The organism is Leucobacter sp. HNU (genome assembly GCF_047946755.1).
Lineage (GTDB): Bacteria > Actinomycetota > Actinomycetes > Actinomycetales > Microbacteriaceae > Leucobacter.
Genome location: NZ_CP178837.1, coordinates 2,652,343 through 2,670,518 on the forward strand (window position 1 = coordinate 2,652,343; position 18,176 = coordinate 2,670,518).

An 18,176-nucleotide genomic window follows, 5' to 3' on the forward strand; every position below is an offset into this window, starting at 1 on the left:
GCCTCCTCGTCGGCGACGGCCATCAGCACGAGATCGCCGCGGGGGCGCTCGGCGGCGAGCGCGACCTCGCGCAGGATCACGGCGAACGAGGCCGTGAGGTAGAGCATGTCGACCGCGCCGCGGCCCCACACCTCGTCGTCGATGAGCTCGCCGCCGAAGGGGTCGCGCTGCCAGCCGTCGGGGTCCGCGGGGACCACGTCGAGGTGGCCGAGCAGCCCGAGCGCGGGGGCCGCGGGGTCGGTGCCGCGCACGCGCGCGACGAGGGAGGCCCGGCCGGGCGCGGACTCGAAGACCTGGAGGTCGAGCCGGCCGGCGCGCACGGCGTCGTCGAGGTAGCGCTGCAGCACGCGGACGCTGCGGATCTCCTGGCCGGATTCGGCGGCGCCCGTGTTGACGCACGCCTCGCGGATCATGGCCCGGAGCAGCGCGACCGCGTCTTCGAGGCTGTTCTCCGACCGGTCCATGTGCGCTCCTCCACCCTGCGGGGACCGGTTCACTCCGGTCGCCGTTCCAGCCTATCGCCGGGCCGCAGGCGCCGTCCGGCCCGCGGATCAGCGGTCGCCGGGGGTCCGCTCGCCGGCCTGGCGCTCGACGGAGTCGAGCAGCGCGGCGATGCCGGCGCGGTAGACGTCCATGCCGCTGAGCGCGAAGAGGGCGTCGCGGTTGGCGTAGAGCTGGGGATAGTCGGGCAGGTGCGCGGGGCCGAAGGAGGTGATCCACGGCTCGGACCCTGCGGCGCCCGCCGCGCCGCCCGCGCGCATCACCTCGTGCGCCATCGCGGCGCTGAGCGAGAGCGCGAAGCCCGAGACGGCGGCGTAGGCGCGCACGAGCGCCTCGCCCTCCAGCCCGGCTTCGTGGAGGGCGGCGAGCAGGAACTCCACCGCGGCCGCGTCGCCGGGGCCGGCCGGATCGATCACCGCGCCCTCGGCGCCGAGCGCCGGGTAGGTGAGGTAGAGCTCGGCGGTGGCGAGCAGGTGCGCCTCGAGGCGCGCGCGCCAGCCGCCTCCGATGCCCTGGCCGGCCTCGACGGAGAGGCGGCTGAGCCGGTCGAGCGCGGCCTGGGTCATGGCCTCGCGGTTGCGGAAGTGCCGGTACATGGCCGTCGCGTCGACCCCGAGCTCCTCGCCGATGCGCTTGAAGGTGAGGCGCTCGTGAGGCTCGCGGCGCGCGAGTTCGAGCAGCGCATCGACGATGCGCTCGGGACCCAGGCGGACGCGCCGGGCGCCGGTGCCGCGCGTGCCGGCTGCGGCGGATTCGCTCGCCATGTGTGCCTCCCATTCGCGGGGGATCCGCGTCGTCGCGCGTCGGCCCCGGGTATCGATTCAATCACGACAGCGTCACACGCCGTCAATTCACATGTCAACGACGTTGACAGGTACAGTGACTCCTGCGTATGGTGCTGCTGAATCGATGACGATCAGCCCGGAGGACGCCATGCCCGAAACCGCAGCCCGCACCGCCCAACCCCAGACGGGACCGGGCGCACCCCGGGTCGACACCGTCCTCGAGAACGGCTGGATCTACACCGGCACCGAGGCGGAGCCCCGCCTCGGCGGCATCGCGATCGCGGGCGGCCGGATCCTCACCACCGACCCCGATGAGGTCGCCCGGCTGGCCGAGATCGCCGACGAGCGGATCGACCTCGACGGCCGCTTGCTCGTCCCGGGCTTCCAGGACGCCCATGTGCACCCCGTCAGCGGCGGCGTCGAGCTGCTCAGCTGCGACCTCACCGGCTGCGACACGGCCGAAGAGACCGTCGAGGCCATCCGCACCTACGCCGAGGCCCACCCCGAACTCGACTGGATCCTCGGCGCCGGCTGGTCGATGGACATGTTCCCCGGCGGCACCCCGACCCGCGAACTGCTCGACGCGGTCGTCGCCGACCGCCCCGTGCTCCTCGAGAACCGCGACCACCACGGCGCGTGGGCGAACTCCCGCGCGTTCGAGGCCGCCGGAATCGACGCGCACACGCCCGACCCGGCGGACGGCCGCTTCGAGCGCCGCCCCGACGGCACGCCCGCGGGCACCGCGCACGAGGGCGCGATGAACCTCTTCGACCACGTGCGCCCCCGCCCGACCGAGGACGCCGCCTACGCGGGCCTCCTCGCGGCCCAGGACTTCCTGCTCTCGCACGGCATCACCGCGTGGCAGGACGCCGCCGTCGGCGTCTTCATGGGCAGTCTCGACACCCTGCCGATCTACCGTCGCGCGGTGCGCGAAGGCACCCTGGTCGTGCGCGTCCGCGGCGCCCAGTGGTGGGACCGCGCCAACGGCGAGGGCCAGCTCGCCGACGTGCTCGCCCGGCGCGACGAGGTCGCGGCGGAGGCGGATCCCGATCGTCTCTCGATCGCGAGCGTCAAGGTGATGGTCGACGGCGTGGCCGAGAACCAGACCGCGGCCATGCACGACGCCTACAAGGACCCGCACGGCCACACCACGAGCAATCGCGGCATCTCGTTCTTCGACCCCGCCGAGATGACCGAGTTCGTGACCGAGCTCGACGCGAACGGCATCCAGGTGCACTTCCACGCTCTCGGCGATCGCGCCGTGACGGAGGCGCTGAACGCCCTCGAGGCGGCCCGGGCGGCGAACGGCGAAACCGACAATCGGCACCACCTCGCGCACCTCCAGCTCGCGCGCCGCGACGACCTGCCCCGCTTCGCCGAACTGGGCGCGACCGCCAATCTGCAGGCGCTCTGGGCCTGTCACGAGGACCAGCTCGACGAGCTCACGCTGCCGTTCCTCCGCGACGATGCCGAGCGCGACCACTACCCGTTCGGCGAGCTCGCCGCCTCAGGCGCCCGCCTCGCGGCGGGCAGCGACTGGCCGGTCTCGACGCCCGACCCCGTCGCCGCGATCCATATCGCCGTGAACCGCACCTCCCCGGGATCGTCGCTGCCGCAGCTCGGCCCCGACACGCAGAAGCTCAGCCTGCGCCAGGCGCTCGACGCCTACACGCAGGGCACCGCCCGGGTGAACCACCTCGACCGCGTGACCGGAACCCTCGAGCCCGGCAAGTACGCCGACTTCGCGATCCTCGACCGCAACCTCTTCGAGCTGCGCGACGCCGAGCTGCACACGGCCCGCATCGACGAGACCTGGATCGACGGCGTGCGCCGCTTCCACCGCACCGCGGACGGGGCGGTCGCGTGAAGCGGCTGCTGAGCCGCGCGATCGCCGGTGCCGGCGTCGCCGCGGTCGCGGTCGCGGCGCTCACCGGCTGCGGCCAGAGCGCCGTCGGCGCGCACGCCGGCAGCTACGAGCTGACGGCGCACACCCCGAAGGCGAAGAGCGATATCGACTCCTTCACCTGGGCGCTCGCCACCGAGCCGTTCTCGCTCGACCCCGCCTACGCTTTCGACTACGCCGACAACACGGTGCTGTCGAACATGTGCGAATCGCTGCTGCGCTGGAACTCGGACCTCTCGGTCTCCCCCGGCCTCGCCACGAAGGTCGACCATCCCGACCCGCTGAGCTGGGTCTACACGATCCGCGAGGGCGTGAAGTTCCACGACGGGAGCACCATGCTGCCGAGCGACGTCGTGTTCTCGCTCGAGCACCACCTCGACCCCGAGGTCGGGTCGTTCTGGTTCGACACCTACAAGAACGTCGAGTCGATCCGCCAGACCGGCGCCGATCAGGTCACGGTGCGCACCCGGATCCCCGATCCCTCGTTCAACAAGATGATGTCGGCGGCCCCCGGCGTCGTGTTCTCCGAGAAGGCCGCCAAGGCGGCCGGGCGCGACTACGGCAACGCCTCGACGGGCGTCGACTGCACCGGCCCGTTCACGTTCAAGGAATGGCGCTCGGGCGAATCGATCACGATGCAGCGCTTCGCCGACTACTGGGACCCCGAGTACCGGGCGAAGGCCGAGCAGGTGCGGTTCGTGATCCTCAACGACCCGAACGCGCGCGTGAACGCCCTGCGCACGGGCGAGATCGACGGATCCTGGCAGGTGCCGACCAACGCGATCGACCTGATGCGCGCGAGCGACACCGGGAAGATGTACTTCGGCACCAACACGACCGTGCAGAGCCTCATCGTCGGCGACATGCAGGGCCCGCTCGGCGACGTGCGGGTGCGCAAGGCGCTCGCGCTCGCACTCGACCGCAAGGCGCTCATCAAGGCCGCGGTCCAGGGCTACGGGAAGCCGACCGACGCGCTGACCACGAAGTCGGTCTGGACCGACGCGACCCCCGAGACCATCACCCGGGCCTTCGACCAGCTGCCGAAGCTCGACTACGACCTCGCCGAGGCGAAGCGCCTCGTCAAGGAAGCCGGGGCGACGGGCAAGAAGATCACCTACGTGACCGCGCCCATCGACTCGTCGTTCGACGTGATCTCGCAGGCGGTGGCATCGGCCGGCAAGGAGATCGGGCTCGACATCGAGATCGAGACCCGCACCCCGAACGCCTACACGCTCCTGTTCTCCGACCCGAACGCGGTGAAGGGCGTCGACCTGTTCACCACCCAGTGGTACCTGTCGAGCACCGACCCGCTCGAGATGTACGCCGTGATCCGCACCGGCGAGTTCTCGAACTACGGCCACTGGTCGGACCCCGCCTACGACGCCCTCACCAACCGGGCCCTCGTCACCGACGATCCCGGCGAACGGTCGAAGCTCTCGGCGCAGGTGCAGCAGCTCGCCACCCAGCAGCTGCCGTGGATCCCGCTCTTCGAGATCCCCACGGGCCTGTGGCTCGGCAAGAGGATCACGGGCGTGGACCCCTCCATCTCCTACATGTACGCGCCGTGGGCCGCGAAGATCGGAAGGGCGGACTGATGCCGCAATCGCAGACCACCGAGACGGCGACCCGCGCCATCCGGCTCCGGGAGGCCTCGCGGGCGAAGGGCGGATCCGGATCCGGCGCGCGCGCGGCCCGCTTCATCGCTGGCCGCATCGCGGGCCTCGTCGCCACGCTCTTCGCGGCGTCGCTCGTCGTCTTCTTCTCGCGCTTCGTCGTGCCGGGCGACCCCGCCCGGTTCCTGCTGCGCGGGCGCAGCCCCAGCCCCGAAGCCATTGCGGAGGTGACCAAGCAGTACGGGCTCGACAAGCCGCCCGTCGAGCAGTACCTGAACTGGGTCGGCGGCGTGCTGCACGGCGACTTCGGGCGCTCGCTGCAGTACCGCGACGCGGTCTCGAACGTGCTGCTGGACCGGCTGCCCGTCACGCTGCAGCTCGTCGCGCTCTCGGCGATCTTCATCACCGTGCTCGGCCTCGCCGCGGGCATCCTCGCGAGCCTGCGCCGCGGCCGCTTCACCGACCGCGCGATCCTCATCTCGTCGACCGCGCTCGGCGCGATCCCGTCGTTCGTGATCGCGATCCTGCTCATCGCGATCTTCGCGGTGCAGCTCGGCTGGTTCCCCTCGTTCGGCAGCGGGGATCCCGGCGTGGACCGCTTCGGCCACCTCGTGCTCCCGGCGCTCGCGCTCGGGCTCGCGTTCGTCGCGCTCATCGCCCGCGTCACCCGCTCGTCGATGAACGAGCAGTTCGTGCGCGAGCACGTGGAGGTGGCGACGAGTCGCGGGCTGACGAAGCCCTCGGTGGTGCTGCGGCACGTGCTGCGCAACGCCATCAGCCCGATCCTGCTGGTCAGCGGCGTGCTCGTCGCCGGCCTGCTGGTGTCGAGCTCCATCGTCGAGCAGACCTTCGGCCTCTCGGGGATCGGATCGCTGCTGGTGCAGTCGGTCGACCGGCTCGACTTCCCCGTCGTGCAGGCCATCGTCATGATCGTCGTCATCGCCTTCGTCACGGTGAACACGATCGTCGACCTCCTCCAGCCGCTGATCGATCCGCGCATCGCCGCGGGAACGGAGACCCGATGAGCACCGTACCTCTCACCGGAACGCGGGCCCTCACGGTCCCCGTGAAGCTGAAGCGCCGGCGCCTGCTGACGCCCGTCGGCCGGATCTCGCTGGGCTTCGTCGCCGTCGTGGTCGTCGCGGCCGCGCTCGCGCCGCTGATCGCGCCCTACGACCCCGACCACGTCGATCTGCAGAACGTGCTCGCGGGCCCCTCGGCCGCGCACTGGTTCGGCACCGACTCACTGGGGCGCGACCTGCTCACGCGCGTGCTGTTCGGCGCGCGCACCTCGCTCATCGGCCCGCTCATCGTGGTCGTCGGATCCACCGTGCTGGGCCTCGTGCTCGGCCTCGTCGCCGCGTGGCGCGGCGGCTGGGTCGACGCCGTGCTGTCGCGCGTGTTCGACTTCCTGTTCTCGTTCCCCGCGATGCTGCTCGCGATCCTCGCGGTCGCGCTGTTCGGCAAGGGCATGTTCGCCCCGGTGCTCGCCATGACCATCGCCTACGTGCCCTACGTCGCCCGGCTCGCCCGCGGCCTCATCGTCGCCGAGCGCGCCCGCCCCTACGTGCAGGCCTACCGGGTGCTCGGGTTCCGCAGCAACTGGATCGCGTTCACGCGCGTGCTGCCCAACGTGGTGCCGACCGTCGGCGCCCAGTCCACCCTCAACTTCGGCTACGTGCTCGCCGACCTCGCCGCCCTGTCGTTCATCGGCCTCGGCGTGCAGGCACCCACCGCCGACTGGGGCTCCATGATCAACGAGAGCCGCGGCGCGCTCGCGAGCGGCGACCTGCTGCCGACGTTCGTCCCCGCGCTCGTCGTCGTGCTCGTCGTCGTCGCGATCAACGTGATCGGCGAGGAACTGTCCGACCGCATCGGAGGCAACTTCTCATGACCGAACTGCTGCAGATCGACGATCTGACCCTGCGCGTGCCCGGCCGCGGGCCGCTGCTGCACGGCGTCTCGCTCTCGGTGGGCGCGGGCGAGGCCGTCGCCCTCGTCGGCGAATCCGGGTCGGGCAAGTCGCTCACGACCCGAGCCGCGCTCGGCCTGTTCCCCGAGCAGGCGAGCCTCACGGGCTCGGTGCGGGTCGACGGCGTCGACACCGTCGCGGCCGACGCCGCGGCGCTCCGCCGGATCCGACGGGTGAAGGCCTCGATGATCTTCCAGGACCCGCGCTCCGGCATCAACCCGGTGCGCACCGTCGGCGACTTCCTCACCGAGACCCTCGTGCGCTGGCACGGGCTCTCGAAGGCGGACGCCGCCGCCCGCGCCGTCGCGCAGCTCGAGCAGGTCGGGCTCCCCGCGCCGCCGCGCTGCTCGACCAGTACCCGCACCAGCTCTCGGGCGGCATGCTGCAGCGCGTCATGATCGCCGCAGCCCTGCTCGACGAGCCCGAGCTGCTGCTCTGCGACGAACCGACCACGGCGCTCGACGTCACCACCCAGGCGGGCATCGTCGAACTGCTGCGCGAGCAGCAGCAGGCGCGCGGCATGGGCATGCTCTTCATCACCCACGACCTCGGCCTCGCCGCGTCGCTGTGCGAGCGCGTCGTCGTGCTGCGCGGCGGCCTCGTCGTCGAGGAGGGCGCGACCGCCGACGTTTTCCGGGATCCGCGCGAGACGTACACCCGCGAGCTGCTCGCGGCGACGCCCCGCATCGACCTCGACCGCTTCGGAGACGCGGGCGGCGCACCGGATTCCGCCGGTTCGACCGGTTCGGCCGGTTCGGCCGGTTCGACCGACGGCATCGTGCCCGAGATCGTCGCCGACGGCATCGTCAAGCGCTACCGGATCCCCGGACGCGACGACGTGGTCGCCCTCGACGGGGTGAGCTTCACCCTGGAGCGCGGCGGGTCCCTCGGCATAGTCGGCGAGTCGGGCTCGGGCAAGTCGACCCTCGCGCGGATCCTCGTCGGCCTCGAAGAGGCCACCGAGGGCGAGCTGACGATCGACGGCACCGTGCGACCCCAGCGCCCGCTGAACACCGCCGAGCGCCGCCGTTTCGCCGCGACCACGCAGATGGTGTTCCAGGATCCGTACCTCTCGCTCGATCCCCGCATCGCCGTCGGCCGCGCCGTCTCCGACGTGGTGCGCCTGCACCGCGGCCAGAACCGCGCCGACGCCGAGCGTACGGCCACCGAGCTGCTCGGCCGGGTCGGGATCCTGCCCGAGCACCTGGCCTCGCGACCCAAGGGCCTCTCGGGCGGGCAGCGGCAGCGCGTCGCGCTCGCGAAGGCGCTCGCGGCCTCGCCCTCGATGCTGGTGCTCGACGAGGCGACCAGCGCGCTCGACGTATCGGTGCAGGCGCAGGTGCTGTCGCTCGTCGAGGAGGTGCGCGACCAGTTCGGCCTCACGATCGTGTTCGTCTCGCACGACCTCGCGGTCGTGTCGCGCATCTGCGAGCACACCCTCGTGATGCAGCGCGGCGTCGCCGTCGAGCAGGGTCGCACGGCCCGGATCCTCGGCGCGCCGCAGGATCCCTACACCGTGCAGCTGCTCGAATCGCGGCCGCAGCCGCTCTGGGAGCTCACGCGTTAAAGAACAAGAGACAAAGTAGGCCAAACATACGAAAGAGCCCTTAACCCGACAAAGACAGAGGCGGTAGCAGAATTCTGCGCGACCAAGTTCATTCAGGTGGATCCCGATCGCGCTCCACGCCTAAAATAAAGCAGCGACTTCGACTACTAGAAATATCTTACTAGTCCACGCGAATGCTTTCAGCGCTTGACTCTGCAGCCACCAGCACTTCCTCCTCCAAGACAACGACACCAGAAAACTGACCCGAAGCCACGACCTCATCGCTTGGCCGATTCGTCAAATCAAACAATCCAGAACAATGAGCAACGACCCCACCATCAATAGAGTAACCCTGCGTAAAAACAACATTCCGCATCGCCAGAGAGCAACCCTCTACAGCACTAGCCGCATTCTCCCAAGAGTCATATCGATCAACAATAAGGTCCGGCAGTCTTTCAACTATATCCCCCCTAAATGCTTCAATCGCATGTGCCTCATTCAGCAATTCTATGTCAAATGGCTCGGCCTTCTCTGAAAGGAAAGCGTAAGGCGTGTGGAAATACTCAATAGAACCACTTGCGTCGCTCAGCTCTTCCGCCAGTGACGGATGAAGCTTACCCTTACCGAAGTCGAGAGAGTTGTTTGAGATGAACGCCACTTGATGCCCGCCTACCGCAAGCTCAACAAGAGTGAGCCAGATCGCGCTATCGCGACTGCCCCTCCCCTCTCTCGCAGGAAGGCGACGATTCGCTTCGCGGTGCAGTGCTTCCCTTGCGGCATCTCCACTCAGCGGCAGGATCTCAAATTGATTCTCTAGTAGCTCGCTGACAGCCCGGCCTGCATCCCCTTCTTCCGGGAAATACATCTCGGGCATATCGACATACTCACTCAACCGCCGATACGAATCACGAAGCAAATCTAGCTGGATTTTCGCATCTTGCTTCCGAGAATTGAGAACCTCAGACTTCACCACCTCCGGCACTGCAGGCACATAATGCATGTTTTCACACAAGGCAAAGAAGGACTGCAGAAATGGACTCAATGACGTCCCTTTGCGTGGGAACGCATTGGCATCAAATACTATGTACTTCATTCCGGCGAACCCTCGGCCACTTCCTCTACTGGGCCGCCAATCAGAAGCGCGCGATCCATTATGACTCGTCCAAGTTCTACAAAGTCCGACCTAGTATCCCTTGCTTTAGTGTACTGGGCCCCTCTGGCGATACTTCCACTCAGCTCGAATATGGCCTTGTTTGATTCTTGTGCCATTGGAACCAGGCTAGATAGGTTCCTGACGCGCCCGATTATTCCATCAACCCCTGGCGCAAGAACCTCTACCGCGCCCAAGCGTTCGGTAACATTCGATTCGTAGGATTGAGGTATCTCATCCATCCACCTCTTAAACGCAGCTGCCGGCGCACTTCGGTAACTGGCAAATTGCTGGCTGATGTAGCCCAACGGAACAGGTTTTCCGTCAAACAGTTGGCCCTCGAGTCTCTGAGCAATGTTGGCCCTTTCGGCAGAGCCGAGGGCCGCTTCCCAGCCTTGTATCCAAGCCGCAACCGATTTCCCAACGCTTGGCAAGGCAGTAAGCGAGAAGAGATCCGGCGCCAGCGGAACAACAAACCCATCTGATCCTAAGATTACAACCCGGTTCAAAGCACCCACGCTTGGACCAACATCAATCAAGACCAGCTCCGCCCCCACCAGCTCCGCCGCTTTATGAATCATGGCATGTAGAGCCGTAGTCTGTGCAAATCCTTGAAACTGGCCTGCCAGGGCGGCAGTCCATGCCGCCGGAAGTATCTCCTCATACTCGCTCAAATCGATACTTCCAGGCACCAACCAGGCGTTTTCGCGAATTTGTATTGGCGTGGGTGTAGAAACCACGCCAACACCATCGATAACTGGGCGCAAAGCGTCAATTATAGTTTGGCCGCCATCAATGGCATTTTGATAACGATCTGCCGCCATCGCATTTCCTGTCAAATTGGCCTGCGCATCTGCATCAATAAAAAGCACCCTGTGCCCTTCATCAGCAAGCGCAATGCCCACATTGAAGACAAGGGTGGTCTTGCCAACTCCACCCTTGTGATTAAAGAAGGAAATTGTCTTCACTTACTCGACTCCAATAGTTTCATTCCGCAGACACTAAGATGTCTATGAGAATTTTGATAGCACTGAATGCTCTAGCATTATTTTTATCACATCTGCCCACCGATGTTATCCGAACAAACAACGCGTGTGGCAACTTTTCTCCCGCATCTCTCGTGATTCCCCATCAGCTCTCTCAGCGCACGCTCCCGCGGAACCGGGATGTTTGGAATCGCCACCCACGTCCCCGGGTTGCGCCCCTCGTGCGCTCGGGGCTACTCTGTCGGCGTAGCGCTTCGTTCGGCGAGGCTCCTGCGTGAACACAGTCCGCTCATCCCACGACGTCGAGAGACGCCCAGGCTGAGGACAGGCCTTCCCGGCTTAAGGGTCGGCCCCAAGCGGATTCCGAACTCCTCGGATACGTCACGCAGTGCCAAAGCTCTGACGTGGGGGTGTTCGCTCGGAACCATCGGTTCCGGCCCGCTCGATCTGTCGAGCGCTGCCGAGCCGAGGAGGTGACCCGTGAGCGACGACCATAGTCGATCTGCCGACCCGCACGGCGCCGCCTCCGAGCGCTCCGCCGAGCCCCGCTCCGCCGCACAGGCCTGAGCGCGACTCGGCACCGGCACCGGAGCTCCTCACGAGCCCGGCCCCCGCCGTGCGGATCGAGCGAGACGACCTCGTTCCCCTCTCGTTCCGACGCTGCCCACCGGCGCGCGCCGCTCTTCGGCGCGCCCGCGATGAGCCGCGTCCGCGTGCAAAGGACCGCGCATCATGACCTTCCGCATCGATCCGACCCCGACGGATCAGACCCCCATCATCAGCCCCGGCCCGGAGGCCGCAGCGACCCGCACCGACGTGCGACCCGGCACCCCGCCCCGGCCCGAGACGCCCCGCCGCGCGCGCACCGCGCGCCGCTCCCGCACCGCCGCCGCTCCGGCCGACACCCGCCTGCTGACGCAGGCAATGACCGCGACGCCGAAGGCCGCCCTGCGGCTCGTCGACGCCGACCGCCACGGCCTCACCCCCGACGAGGTCGCCGAGCGGCTCGATCGCTTCGGCACCAACGAGGTGCGGCACTCACGGCGCCTGCCGCCGATCCTGCAGTACCTGAGGACCCTCGCGAACCCCTTCATCCTGATCCTCATCGGGCTCGCATCGATCATGTTCGTCACCGACGTCGTCCTCGCCGATCCGGCCGAGGGGCCCGATTTCACGGGCGTCATCACGATCAGCATCATGGTGCTCGTGAGCTCGGGCCTGCGCTTCTGGCAGGAGTACCGTTCGGGGCGCGCGGCGGACGAGCTCGCCGCGCTCGTGAGCACCACGGCGGCCGTCACCCGGCTCGTCGGCGGCGTGCCCGTCACGGGCGAGCGCCCCATCGAGCAGATCGTGCCCGGCGACATCGTCGAGCTCGCGGCGGGCGACATGCTGCCCGCCGACGTGCGGCTGATCCGTACCAAGGACCTGCAGGTCAACCAGGCGATGCTCACCGGCGAGGCGCTGCCCGTCGAGAAGCGCGCGGAGGCGGCTCCTGATCCGAGCGATCCCCTGCAGGCCGAGAACCTCGGCTTCATGGGCACGTCGGTCGTGTCGGGATCCGGCACCGCGCTCGTGCTGCAGACCGGCGACCGCACCGCGTTCGGCGGCCTCGCGGCCTCGATCCAGAGCGCACGCCCGCAGACCGCGTTCGACCGCGGGATCTCGAAGGTCACCTGGACCCTGATCCGCTTCATGGCGGTCGTGGTGCCGGCCGTGTTCATCATCAACGGTCTCACGAAGGACTGGGGCAGCGCGTTCCTGTTCGCCGTGGTCACCGCCGTCGGGCTCACGCCCGAGATGCTGCCGCTCGTCGTCACCGCGAACCTCGCGAAGGGCGCCCAGCTCATGGCCAAGCGCCGCGTCATCGTGAAGCGCCTGCCCGCGATCCAGGATCTCGGCGCCATGGACGTGCTCGCGACCGACAAGACCGGCACGCTGACCGAGGACCGGATCGTGCTCGAGCGGCACCTCGACACCGCCGGGCGCTCGAGCGACCGCACCCTCGGCTGGGCGACCGCGAACGCGCACTTCCAGACGGGCCTGCGCAATCTGCTCGACGAGGCGATCCTGCGCGCCGCGGGCGACGACCTCGACCGCACCGTGGGCCGGTTCCAGCTGGTCGACGAGATGCCGTTCGACTTCGCCCGTCGCCGCATGTCGGTCGTGGTGGCCGATCGGGACCTGCACACGGTGGTCACGAAGGGCGCCGTCGAGGAGATCCTGAAGATCGCCGAGTGGGAGCTCGTGCGCGGCGAGCGGCGCCCGCTGAGCGACGAGCGCCGCAGCGAGATCGACGCGCTCGTCGCCGAGCAGAACGCGCTCGGCATGCGCGTCCTCGGCGTCGCGATCCGCGAGGTCCCGGTCGACGGCGGCCAGGGCGACGTCTTCGAGTACGCCGTCACCGACGAGCGCGAGATGACCCTCGTCGGGCTCCTCACGTTCCTCGACCCGCCGAAGAGCTCGGCGAAGCCCGCGCTGCGCAGCCTCGCGGCGCACGGCATCGACGTCAAGGTGATCACGGGCGACAACCCCCTGGTCGCCGCGACCGTGTGCCGCGAGGTCGGGATCGACGCGACCCACGTGGTGCTCGGCGAGGAGACCGAGGGGCTCACGCTCGAGGAGCTCGGCGAGCTGGCCGAGCGCACGCACGTGTTCGCCAAGGCGAACCCGGCGCAGAAGGCGCGCATCATCGAGGCCATGCGCGAGCACGGCCACACCGTGGGCTACCTGGGCGACGGCATCAACGACGCCCCCGCGCTGCGCACCGCCGACGTCGGCATCTCGGTCGACACCGCCGTGGACATCGCGAAGGAGTCCGCCGACATCATCCTGCTCGAGAAGGACCTGACCGTGCTCGAGGACGGGGTGATCGAGGGCCGCCGCACCTTCGTGAACACCATGAAGTACCTCAAGATGACCGCGTCGTCGAACTTCGGCAACGTGTTCTCGGTGCTCGTCGCGAGCGCGATGCTGCCGTTCCTGCCGATGATCCCGATCGTCGCGCTGATCCAGAACCTCGCCTACGACCTGTCGATGCTCACGCTCGCGTGGGATCGGGTCGACCGCGAGCAGGTGCGGAAGCCCCGCGTCTGGGAGGCCGACAGCCTCGCCAAGTTCATGGTGCGCATCGGTCCGCTGTCGTCGATCTTCGACCTCACGACCTACGCGCTCATGTGGTTCGTCTTCGCGGCGAACAGCCCCGCGCACGCCGCGCTGTTCCAGTCCGGCTGGTTCATCGAGTCGATCATCTCGCAGACGCTCATCGTGCACCTGCTGCGCACCCGCCGCCTGCCGTTCGCCGGACTCTTCGGTCGCCGCGGCGGCGGTGCTCCCGGCTCGCGCCCCGGCACCGCGCTGCTCATCGCGACCCTCGCCGTGTGCGTGTTCGGCCTCGTGCTGCCCTTCACCGGGTTCGGGGCGACGCTCGGACTCGTGCCGCTGCCGTGGACCTACTTCCCCTGGCTGATCGGCACCCTCGTGGCGTACTGCCTCGTGGTCGAGTTCGCGAAGCGCCGCTTCGTGCGCCGCTTCGGCGTCTGGATCTGAGCGGAGCCGCGCATGGACCCTGTCGATCTCGCACTGCGGATCTCGGTGGGCCTCGGCCTCGGTGCGGCGATCGGGCTGGAACGCCAGCTCCGATCCCGCACCGCGGGCGTGCGCACCAACGCGCTCGTCAGCCTCGGGGCCGCGCTCTTCGTGATCATGGGGGCGTTCAGCTTCGACGGAGCCGGTGCCGACCCCACCCGGGTGGCCGCCCAGATCGTCTCGGGCATCGGCTTCCTCGGCGCCGGAGTCATCATGAAGCAGGGCGCTTCCGTATCGGGGCTCAACACCGCGGCCACGCTCTGGGCGTCGGCCGCGGTGGGCGCCCTCGCCGGCGGCGGGCTCCTGCTCGTCGCCGTCGGCGGCACCGCCGCGATCATGCTCTCGAACACGCTGCTGCGCCCGCTCGGCCGGCTGCTCGACCGCCGCGGCGAACGCGCCCTCGAATCGGTCGCGACGGAGTACGTGTTCGTCGTGCGCTCGGTCGCCGCGGCCGAGGTGTCGGTGCGCTCCGCGGTGGTGCGCGCGCTGCAGCGGCCCGAGTTCACCGTGCACTCGCTCGAGGCCAGCGACCTGAGCGACGGGCAGGTGGAGCTCACCGCGCGCATGACCGCGCTCGAACGCAACGACGGCTTCCTCGAGGAGGCGATCGCCGACGTCGTGCCCATCGCCGAGGTCACGTCGGTGCGATGGCACGCGACCGAGCTGCGCGGGGAGGACTGATCCCGGCCGTTCCGCGGTTGCACGGTTGCGCCGTTCCGCGGCCCGCGAACTGCGGGCCGCGGCTCAGGCTCCGCCGCTAGGCTCGGCAGCAGAACGAGCAGGGAGGCCCGCTATGACCTGGGAAGTGGTACCGGAGAGCACGGGGCCGCGCGCCGAGACGCGTCGATTCCCCTGGTGGATCCTGCTCGTCGTGGGCATCCTCGTGACCGCGGCCGGCGTCGGCCTGCTGTTCTGGCCGTTCATCGCGGCCAGCTGGTTCCTCGTGGTCGTGCTCGGCTCGGCGCTCATCGCGAACGGCCTCGCGATCCTCGTGCGGCGCCCGTCGGGCGCGGCCGTCGCGGCGGGGATCGTGCTCATCGCCGGCGGCGTGCTCGCGATGGTCTTCTCCGATTTCACGGTGACGGCGCTCGTCACCTTCGTCGGCGTCTCGGTCCTGTTCGTCGGCGCGTTCTGGCTGGTCCTCGCGATCCGGGCCGGCGGCCGCAGCGGGCTCGTGCTCATGCCGGCGATCCTCGCGATCCTCGCCGGTATCGTCACGCTCGTCTGGCCGGACTTCGCCCTGAAGTTCGTCGCCGTGATCGCCGGCATCTTCACCCTGTTCATCGGCATCTCGCTGATCGTCTCGGCGACCGCGCTGCGCAGGCTGCTCGCCACCGGCACCCGCGCCCCCTGACCCCGGGCCCCACCCGTTCCCGTCCGCAGCGAAGGAGTCGACGATGACCGAACCGCTCACCGATTTCACCGAGCTCCCCGCGGGGCTGCCCGTGCCCGAGGACGACGGCGCCGCGGCGCACCTCGTGGGCGAGGCCCTGCCGCCGCTCGCCCTGCACACGAGCACGTGCGAGACGGTCGCGCTGCAGGATCTCGGCCCCGGCCGCACGGTGATCTACCTGTATCCGATGACGGGACGGCCGGGCGTCGCGCTGCCCGACGGCTGGGACGAGATCCCCGGAGCGCGCGGCTGCTCGACCGAGGCGTGCGACTTCCGCGACCATCACGCCGAACTCGTCGACGCGGGCGCGGCACGGGTGTTCGGGCTGTCGAGCCAGGATCCCGGCTACCAGCGGGAGGCCGCCGAACGGCTGCGCCTGCCGTTCCCCCTGATCTCCGACCCCGAGTTCGACCTCGGCGAGGCGCTCGGCCTGCCGACCTTCGCGGCACCGCCGCACCCGCGCCTGTACTCGCGACTCACGCTCGTCGTGCGCGATGGACGCATCGAGCACGTCTTCTATCCGGTGTTCCCGCCGAACGAGCACGCGCAGCAGGTGCTCGGCTGGCTGCGGGAGCACCCGGCTCCGTAGTTCGAGGGCGGGGCGGGGGTGAGTGCCGGGGCGGGGGCTCGGGGTGCGCGCCTACGCGCCCGCCTCTGCCCCGTTCGACCTTCTCGACCGGACCCAAATTGACCTGTGTTCGCGCGGAATGGTCAATTTGGGTCCGGTCGATGCGCGTTGCGGGTGCACGCACGCGGGCACCCGGGCATGCGCACCCGCGCTCACCCGATCAGCCCGCGAGCAGGCCGATCGCGAGCACGACGACCGCGAGCAGCGGGATCGCACCCTGCTTGACCGCAGCACCGCGCTTGCCGGGGGACGAGAGGAACAGCACGAGCGCCGCCGCGAGCATCGATCCGGTGCCCGCGAAGACCAGCGCGTGGCCGGCCCCGCCCGCGGGGGCCACCAGGATGATGCCGATCGCCGTCACGATCGCGAGGAACAGGTTGTAGAAGCCCTGGTTGAAGGCGAGTTCCTTCGTCGCTGCGGCTTCCTCGGGCGATGTGCCGAAGGTCTTCAGCGCGGCCGGCTTCGTCCACAGCACCGATTCGAGCACGAAGATGTAGACGTGCAGCAGCGCCGCGACGGCGGCGAGCACGAGTCCGACGATCACCAGCATGAGGCCTCCTCGGCGTCAGATTGCGGTCCTGTCCCGGCAGGCCCGGGTCCTGCAGCGAGACTACTCCCGCCGTGTCCGCCGTTCAGTCGTCGAGGCCGCGCCGCAGGAACTCGATCCCGAGCTCGCGGAACTGGCGCGATCCCGGCGCGTTGAAGTGGTGACGCTTGTCGATCTCGGCGAAGGTGCCGTTCGGCAGCCGAGAGGCGAGCTGCTTCGAGTCCTCGAAGATCGCGTCGAGCGTGCCCGTCGCGACGAGGACCGGCTGGATCGGGGCGTTGCCGAGGTCGAGCTCCTCCTCGCCGAAGCGCATCCCTCCGGCGAGGGCGACGAGCGCAGGGAGGCTGTTCTCGGGCACGCGCTCCGCCAGGCGCACGTAGTTCTGCGTCGCCTGGTCGGTGACCGGGGTGCCGAACGCGATGTAGGCGCGCGCCTGGTCCAGGTCGAGGCGACCGAGGGGACGGCCATCGGGGATCCCGCCGAGCACGGCCCGCTCGATGCGGTGCTCGAGGTCGGCGCACACGTGCCATCCCACCCGCGCACCCAGCGAGTAGCCGAGGTACAGCACCGGATCCACCATGTAGGTGTCGAGCACCGTCTCGATATCGCTGACGAGCAGCGGCATCGTGTAGTCGCGGGGATCGGTCGGCTTCTCGCTGCGACCGTGGCCGCGCTGGTCCACACCGAGCACCCGGAAGCCCGCCTGCAGCAGGCTCCCGACCCAGCCCGTGTCGACCCAGGTGTCCTTGCAGCTCGACGCGAAGCCGTGCACGGCGATCACGGTCGGCGCTTCGTCGTCGCCCCACACGTACGTCGCGATGCGGTAGCCCTCCTGCGACATCACGTACAGGGGTTCGGGTACCTCGGGGAACTGCAGATTGGGCATCCGTCTATTGTGCCCCGCCCAGCGGCTGCCGCACATCCTCGTGGATGTGCGCGATCCGCAACGCACCGTCGGCGTCCCGGGTCAGCACCGCCGTGTTGCGCGAACGCTCGGGCGAGACCGGGCGACCGCTCGCGTCCGCCGCGTCGACACGCAGCCACCACGTCGCGACGATCGTGCCGCCGACCGGGCGGGCCTCCATCGACTCGACGACGAGCGCCGTCTCGGTGATCCGGTCCGCCTCCGGGACCGGATCCGCTCCGTCCGCGCCACCGCGCCGCGCACGCAGCGCCTGCAGCTCGTCCATGCCGTGCACGAGCGCGTCCTCCGAGGAGTCGAACATCGTGAGCTCGGGCGACAGCAGCGCGTCGATCGCGGACGTGTCGCGACCGAGGTACCCGGCGTACATCGTCTCCACGAGCGCCAGTACCTCGGCGGCGGGATCGGTCAGGGGCTCCATCGGCACTGCGGGTCCTCACATCTCGGCTGCGGGCCGCCGGCGGGCGGCACCGCTCCATCGTAGTGAGGGACTGCACCGCCCGGCCCTGCGCACGAGGGCCTTCCGGTCGCGCCCGCATCCTGCTACAGTCCCTGCCGTGGGCACTCTGATTCGCTAGATCTGGACGCTGCGTCGAGCCCTGCTCCGCAGCGGGTCCTGAGCGCGCGCCGTCGCCCGGCGCCCGA

General features: G+C 69.1%; 15 protein-coding genes, 2 pseudogenes and 1 riboswitch. Of the genes and pseudogenes, 10 read left to right on the top strand and 7 right to left on the bottom strand.

Features of this window, described 5'->3' with window-relative positions:
• Positions 1 to 11: 11 nt before the first annotated feature.
• Together AB3K78_RS12995 and AB3K78_RS13000 are read right to left on the bottom strand one after the other, a co-directional pair.
• Positions 12 to 464: pseudogene (locus tag AB3K78_RS12995) on the bottom strand (M20/M25/M40 family metallo-hydrolase); the annotation flags it as partial.
• 87 nt (positions 465 to 551) lie between these two features.
• Positions 552 to 1,265: a TetR/AcrR family transcriptional regulator gene (locus tag AB3K78_RS13000; RefSeq protein WP_416443887.1), complete on the bottom strand. Its 714-nt coding sequence runs from the start codon at positions 1,263 to 1,265 to the stop codon at positions 552 to 554.
• 169 nt (positions 1,266 to 1,434) lie between these two features.
• Here AB3K78_RS13000 and AB3K78_RS13005 point away from each other — a divergent pair, with 169 nt between their 5' ends.
• The 6 genes and pseudogenes from AB3K78_RS13005 (at position 1,435) to AB3K78_RS13030 (ending at position 8,341) form a co-directional block, all read left to right on the top strand.
• Positions 1,435 to 3,153 (top strand): amidohydrolase, encoded by a 1,719-nt coding sequence (locus AB3K78_RS13005; RefSeq protein WP_416447357.1) that lies wholly within the window; start codon positions 1,435 to 1,437, stop codon positions 3,151 to 3,153.
• A complete protein-coding gene (locus AB3K78_RS13010; protein ID WP_416443889.1) occupies positions 3,150 to 4,784 on the top strand; it encodes an ABC transporter substrate-binding protein in 1,635 nt (544 codons plus the stop codon). Before AB3K78_RS13005 ends, AB3K78_RS13010 begins: the two co-directional genes overlap by 4 nt.
• Positions 4,784 to 5,827, top strand: a complete 1,044-nt coding sequence (locus AB3K78_RS13015) for an ABC transporter permease (protein WP_416443891.1) — start codon at positions 4,784 to 4,786, stop codon at positions 5,825 to 5,827. The genes AB3K78_RS13010 and AB3K78_RS13015 overlap by 1 nt, the downstream gene beginning before the upstream one ends.
• Entirely contained in the window at positions 5,824 to 6,696 is an 873-nt protein-coding gene (locus tag AB3K78_RS13020) for an ABC transporter permease (protein WP_416443893.1), read from the top strand. The genes AB3K78_RS13015 and AB3K78_RS13020 overlap by 4 nt, the downstream gene beginning before the upstream one ends.
• Positions 6,693 to 8,026: pseudogene (locus tag AB3K78_RS13025) on the top strand (ATP-binding cassette domain-containing protein); the annotation flags it as partial. The gene AB3K78_RS13020 and the pseudogene AB3K78_RS13025, both read left to right, overlap by 4 nt.
• Before the next feature lie 192 nt (positions 8,027 to 8,218).
• On the top strand, positions 8,219 to 8,341 hold the full coding sequence (locus AB3K78_RS13030; RefSeq protein ID WP_416447358.1) for a hypothetical protein: 123 nt from the start codon (positions 8,219 to 8,221) through the stop codon (positions 8,339 to 8,341).
• 160 nt (positions 8,342 to 8,501) lie between these two features.
• On the opposite strand, the gene AB3K78_RS13035 is transcribed toward AB3K78_RS13030, so the two are convergent.
• Both AB3K78_RS13035 and AB3K78_RS13040 read right to left on the bottom strand, forming a co-directional pair.
• Positions 8,502 to 9,413 (bottom strand): PIN domain-containing protein, encoded by a 912-nt coding sequence (locus AB3K78_RS13035; RefSeq protein WP_416443895.1) that lies wholly within the window; start codon positions 9,411 to 9,413, stop codon positions 8,502 to 8,504.
• Positions 9,410 to 10,438, bottom strand: coding sequence for a ParA family protein (locus AB3K78_RS13040; protein ID WP_416443897.1), 1,029 nt, complete (start codon positions 10,436 to 10,438; stop codon positions 9,410 to 9,412). Before AB3K78_RS13040 ends, AB3K78_RS13035 begins: the two co-directional genes overlap by 4 nt.
• A gap of 264 nt (positions 10,439 to 10,702) precedes the next feature.
• A riboswitch (M-box (ykoK) riboswitch) is annotated at positions 10,703 to 10,873 on the top strand.
• A gap of 315 nt (positions 10,874 to 11,188) precedes the next feature.
• On the opposite strand from AB3K78_RS13040, the gene mgtA reads away from it, so the two are divergent.
• The 4 genes from mgtA (at position 11,189) to AB3K78_RS13060 (ending at position 16,023) form a co-directional block, all read left to right on the top strand.
• Positions 11,189 to 14,002: a magnesium-translocating P-type ATPase gene (gene mgtA, locus AB3K78_RS13045; RefSeq protein ID WP_416443899.1), complete on the top strand. Its 2,814-nt coding sequence runs from the start codon at positions 11,189 to 11,191 to the stop codon at positions 14,000 to 14,002.
• A 12-nt stretch (positions 14,003 to 14,014) separates the two neighbouring features.
• Positions 14,015 to 14,722: an MgtC/SapB family protein gene (locus AB3K78_RS13050; RefSeq protein WP_046454489.1), complete on the top strand. Its 708-nt coding sequence runs from the start codon at positions 14,015 to 14,017 to the stop codon at positions 14,720 to 14,722.
• A 112-nt stretch (positions 14,723 to 14,834) separates the two neighbouring features.
• Positions 14,835 to 15,395 (top strand): HdeD family acid-resistance protein, encoded by a 561-nt coding sequence (locus tag AB3K78_RS13055; RefSeq protein WP_416443901.1) that lies wholly within the window; start codon positions 14,835 to 14,837, stop codon positions 15,393 to 15,395.
• Between the two features lie 43 nt (positions 15,396 to 15,438).
• Positions 15,439 to 16,023 carry a peroxiredoxin gene (locus AB3K78_RS13060; protein ID WP_416443903.1) on the top strand — a complete coding sequence of 195 codons (585 nt, stop codon included), beginning with the start codon at positions 15,439 to 15,441 and terminating at the stop codon, positions 16,021 to 16,023.
• A gap of 199 nt (positions 16,024 to 16,222) precedes the next feature.
• Here AB3K78_RS13060 and AB3K78_RS13065 read toward each other — a convergent pair whose 3' ends face one another.
• The 3 genes from AB3K78_RS13065 to AB3K78_RS13075 all read right to left on the bottom strand — a co-directional run bounded on the left by AB3K78_RS13065 (position 16,223) and on the right by AB3K78_RS13075 (position 17,952).
• On the bottom strand, positions 16,223 to 16,609 hold the full coding sequence (locus AB3K78_RS13065) for a DUF1304 domain-containing protein (RefSeq protein WP_416447359.1): 387 nt from the start codon (positions 16,607 to 16,609) through the stop codon (positions 16,223 to 16,225).
• An 85-nt stretch (positions 16,610 to 16,694) separates the two neighbouring features.
• Positions 16,695 to 17,495 carry an alpha/beta fold hydrolase gene (locus AB3K78_RS13070; protein ID WP_416443905.1) on the bottom strand — a complete coding sequence of 267 codons (801 nt, stop codon included), beginning with the start codon at positions 17,493 to 17,495 and terminating at the stop codon, positions 16,695 to 16,697.
• 4 nt (positions 17,496 to 17,499) lie between these two features.
• Positions 17,500 to 17,952 carry a YybH family protein gene (locus AB3K78_RS13075; RefSeq protein WP_416443907.1) on the bottom strand — a complete coding sequence of 151 codons (453 nt, stop codon included), beginning with the start codon at positions 17,950 to 17,952 and terminating at the stop codon, positions 17,500 to 17,502.
• Between the last annotated feature and the right edge of the window lie 224 nt (positions 17,953 to 18,176).